This is a genomic window from uncultured Lutibacter sp. (genome assembly GCF_937891065.1).
In the GTDB taxonomy this organism is placed as follows: Bacteria; Bacteroidota; Bacteroidia; order Flavobacteriales; family Flavobacteriaceae; genus Lutibacter.
Genome location: NZ_CALAEQ010000168.1, coordinates 1 through 4,315 on the forward strand (window position 1 = coordinate 1; position 4,315 = coordinate 4,315).

Annotated in this window: 4 protein-coding genes and 1 pseudogene; all 5 read right to left on the minus strand. The window is 29.6% G+C overall.

Annotated elements, in window-relative coordinates; translation table 11 throughout:
* On the minus strand, positions 1-867 hold an 867-nt coding region (gene rfbA / locus Q0352_RS09345), incomplete at its 3' end, for a glucose-1-phosphate thymidylyltransferase RfbA (protein WP_299526986.1).
* Positions 868-1,272: 405 nt separating this feature from the next.
* Positions 1,273-1,869: a mobile mystery protein B gene (locus tag Q0352_RS09350; RefSeq protein WP_299526988.1), complete on the minus strand. Its 597-nt coding sequence runs from the start codon at positions 1,867-1,869 to the stop codon at positions 1,273-1,275.
* Complete coding sequence (locus tag Q0352_RS09355; protein WP_299526990.1) at positions 1,860-2,321, minus strand: mobile mystery protein A; 462 nt, start codon at positions 2,319-2,321, stop codon at positions 1,860-1,862. The genes Q0352_RS09350 and Q0352_RS09355 overlap by 10 nt, the downstream gene beginning before the upstream one ends.
* A 406-nt stretch (positions 2,322-2,727) precedes the next feature.
* A complete protein-coding gene (locus tag Q0352_RS09360) occupies positions 2,728-3,717 on the minus strand; it encodes an aldose epimerase family protein (RefSeq protein WP_299526993.1) in 990 nt (329 codons plus the stop codon).
* A 29-nt stretch (positions 3,718-3,746) separates the two neighbouring features.
* Positions 3,747-4,315: pseudogene (locus Q0352_RS09365) on the minus strand (sodium/glucose cotransporter); the annotation flags it as partial.

The window sequence follows — 4,315 nt, forward strand, 5'->3', positions numbered from 1 at the left end:
AGCTATATTAAGTAAGTATGAGCCATATTCATTATTCTTGTATTGTTCAGCTAAAGCTAACAATTGCTTTTTTGAAATGAATTTATTTTGATAGGCTATTTCTTCAATACACGCAATTTTTAACCCTTGTCGTTTTTCTATGGTTTGAATAAAATTTGAAGCTTCTAATAGTGAGTCTTGCGTTCCTGTATCTAACCAAGCATAGCCTCTGCCCATCATCTCCATTTTTAATTTACCACTAGCTAAATAATGCTGATTAACGGTTGTTATTTCTAATTCACCTCTTTTACTTGGTTGAATGTTTTTAGCAACTTCAACTACATTATTAGGATAAAAATACAAACCAACTACTGCATAATTACTTTTAGGTTTGGTTGGCTTTTCTTCAATACCAAACACATTTCCATTTTTATCAAATTCTGCAACACCATATCGTTCAGGATCTTGAACATTATATCCAAAAATAGTTGCTTTTTTTTCTTCTGAAACTGTTTTTACTGCATTCTCCAATAACTGTTCAATTCCTGCTCCATAAAAAATATTATCTCCTAAAATCAAACAAACATCATCATTTCCTATAAATTCTTCCCCTAAAATAAAAGCCTGAGCCAATCCGTCTGGTGAAGGCTGTTCTACATATGAAAACTGCATTCCAATTTCAGATCCATCACCTAAAAGATTTTTAAAGTTTGGTAAATCGTGTGGGGTAGAAATTATCAATACTTCTGTGATCCCTGAAAGCATTAAAATAGACAATGGATAATAAACCATTGGCTTGTCGTAAATAGCTAATAATTGCTTTGATGTTCCTTTAGTAATTGGATACAGCCGAGTTCCTGATCCCCCTGCTAAAATAATTCCTTTCATGTGAATTGATTCGTAGTTTTAGCAAAAATAACTATTTAATATTGAATACCAATTTCTTTAGTATAAACTACCTATCGACGCAATTAAATTTTGACAATCATTTTAGTTCAAGTGATTTTCGATAGAAAATAGTAACCAGAACATAAAAATTAGTGTTAAAATGGTTCTCGATACATTTTTAGTTTCGTTTTACTACACAAAAAACACTCGAACTGACGTTTTTAATAATTGCACCCAACAGGTTATAAATTGTATTTCTAGAAGTAAAATTTAAAATTATGTAGCCTTTATTCAGGGCGAGACATAATTGCTCCCAACGTTGTGTATGTTTAATTGCGTGGTTAAGCAACTAATTTAGTAAACAAAAACGTGCCAGAGCCATTAATTATACAAGGCTTTAGCTTTTTAATTTTTAGCAAATTTTATCAAAGGTTTTATGTTTCCATTGTCAGCCTCTCTTAATGCTATAATATATTCTTTTCTTGTTTCATCTGCTCTAACCATATTTGACTTGTGCCAACTAAAAATTTCTTTTCCAAAAATGGATTCAATAATTATATCAGCCATCATTCTTGAGTGTCTACCATTTCCATTAGGAAAGCAGTGAATTGCTACGATTCTATGTTTAAATCTAATAGCAATTTCTTCAGGTGAATACGTTTTGTTTTCTAACCAATATTTAGTGTCATCAATTAGATTTTTTAGTTCTATTCCGATTTGAGTCCATTTTATTCCAATGTTTTTGTCAGTCTTTCTAAATTCGCCTGCCCATTTCCAAACATCACCATACATTTTTTTGTGTACATCTTTTATAAACTTTTCAGTCAATATTTTTTCAGGTTTTAAATTAGCTCTAATAGTCCATTCTACAGCTTTTTCAATATTTAACTGTTCAAATTCATCGAGTTCTTTTTGTGTTGTTATTGATTTTATTTTTAGACCTTCCTTTTCATCCTCATCTAAAGGTGTTTGTCCAGCTGTGTATTTTAGATTTAATCCCATAATGACTTTCTCATTTCCCTTTTTATTTCATTAGCTAAGTCAATTATTGAATCATCAATTTTATCTTCACTGATTCCTTGGTCCTCTAATTTCATATTTTGATGGGTCCTTAAAACAATTTTTCGAGCCAGTTTTTCAGCCTTTAAGTTGATTAGGCTTTCAATGCTCCCATCTTTTGGAATAAAACCATAAACAAATTTCATATTCAAAGCATTACCAACATCCTTTAATTTATTGATGGTTATCTGGCCTGTAGCTTCACGCTCCTCTATTTTTTGTATTGCTCCTTTAGTCAAGTTAAGTTTGGTCCCTAATTGGTCCCTTGTCATATTAAGAGTAGTTCTAATAGTATTTACCCATCCTTTTTGTGGGACCAGAACCATTCCTGCATCGTTAAAATTCGCCAACTTTTGGTCCAGTTGTTCTATGAGTAGTTTTTTCTTGTTTCTCATTTGTTAACATTTTTATACATATAAGTATGTAAATTAAGGTAAAAGTATACAAATACATATAAAAAAACAAATTAAAGAATACTTATCTGTATTCTTTAAGGTTTTAAATCATACAAATACGTATGATTAAGTTTGTGTAAAAGGTTCTGATTTAAATCAAAGCCATCAGGTTATAAAGTGTTTTTAAAGAAGTAAAATTTAAAATGGGCTATTTATTTGTTATTCAGAAATTTCACAAATTAAACAACCTAAACTTAGTAATTGAGTGTATGTAGCAAGTCCATCTTTAAAATTATAGATTGTTTAAAACAAACACTCAAAAAAAATAATTGATAATGAAAACCAAATGAAGTTATTAATGATTAAGAACAATACATAAAAAGAGATTTTATTAAAATACCGCTAGTTAAATTACACTAAATTTAAATATTGTTTCATTCAAGTATTCATCACCTGGTTTTAATATTGAAGATGGGAAATTATTATTATTTGGCGCATCTGGAAAATTCTGTGTTTCAAAACAAATAGCTGAAAAATTAGAAAAATTAACTCCATTTTTATAAGCTAACGTAGGTAATTGCACAGGTGTATAAACAACACTTGCAGGCTGGTTTGTATATACTTCCATTTGAATTCCGGTTTTTGGAGACACTAGTATTGCTTTTAAATTCTCTTCGCCTAAAACAAAAGTATCATCAAACCCTGTAAAATCTTTTCTACCTAATAGGGATAACTCATTTCTATCAAATCTTGTATTTAAAGAATCTATAAGTTTTCCTGAAGGGATTAATTGTTCATTAACATCTAAATAAGATAAACTATGAATCATTAATTTATGATCCAAAACAGTATCTTTTCCATTTAAATTAAAATAACTATGATTGGTTAAGTTCACAAATGTTTCCTTATCGGTTTTAGCTTTGTAAATTATTTTAACCTCATTCTGCTCACTAAGGTTATAGGTTACATAAGTTTTTAAATTCCCAGGATATCCCTCTTCTAAATGATTACTTATATAAGATAAAGTTACTTGTGAATTTAAACCTTCGTTAAAACTTTCTACTTTCCAATATTTTTTATCAAATCCTATTTCTCCTCCATGCAAGTGAACACCATTTTTATTGGCAATTGGATAAACCTCTTCATTAATTTTAAAACTCCCTTTTGAAATTCTACCCGCATATCTTCCAACGGTGGCTCCTAAATACAATCCTTTATCAGTATAAAACTGTTTTGTATAATCCTCCGCAGCTTCTAAACTAGCAACAACATTTATCAAATTTTGATTTTTATCAAGTATTTTCAACCCAATTATAGTCGCTCCAAAATTAGAAATTTCCAATTCTAAACCATTTGAGTTTGTAAGTTTTATGACTCTTAGTTGTTGCTCGTTCACTGAATTAATTTATAGTATAATTTTTAATTTTATTTCCAGAAAATGGCATATAATGCTACTAACACAATCATTACTGCAAATGAACCAATATTAAATAATGGACTTGTTTTGAATAATTCTTTAGAAATTTCAATACCTTTTTCATCATCTTTTCCTTTATGTTGGAAATAACTAACCAATGCAATTACTATCATAGTAAGCACTGCTGTATATCCCATTTGGTCCATCCAAGGTAAATCTAAAAATAGTGCGCTTGTTGACCATCCTTTTGGAGCAACCTTAAAGTACATTGCAATTGGAATTGAAACTAAAGCCCCCATAATTGCACCTTTATTTGTTGTTTTTTTCCAGAATAAACCTAACATAAATACAGCTAAAATACCAGGACTCACAATTCCTGTATATTCTTGTATAAATTGGAAAGCTTGATCAATACCTCCTAATAATGGAGCCATAATACAACCTATTACTAAAGCTACTGCAGCTGAAATTCTACCAACATTTACTGTTGTTTTATCACTAGCATTTTTGTTAATATATTGCTTGTAAATATCCATTGTAAAAATGGTTGAAGTTGAATTTAACATAGAAGCTAAAG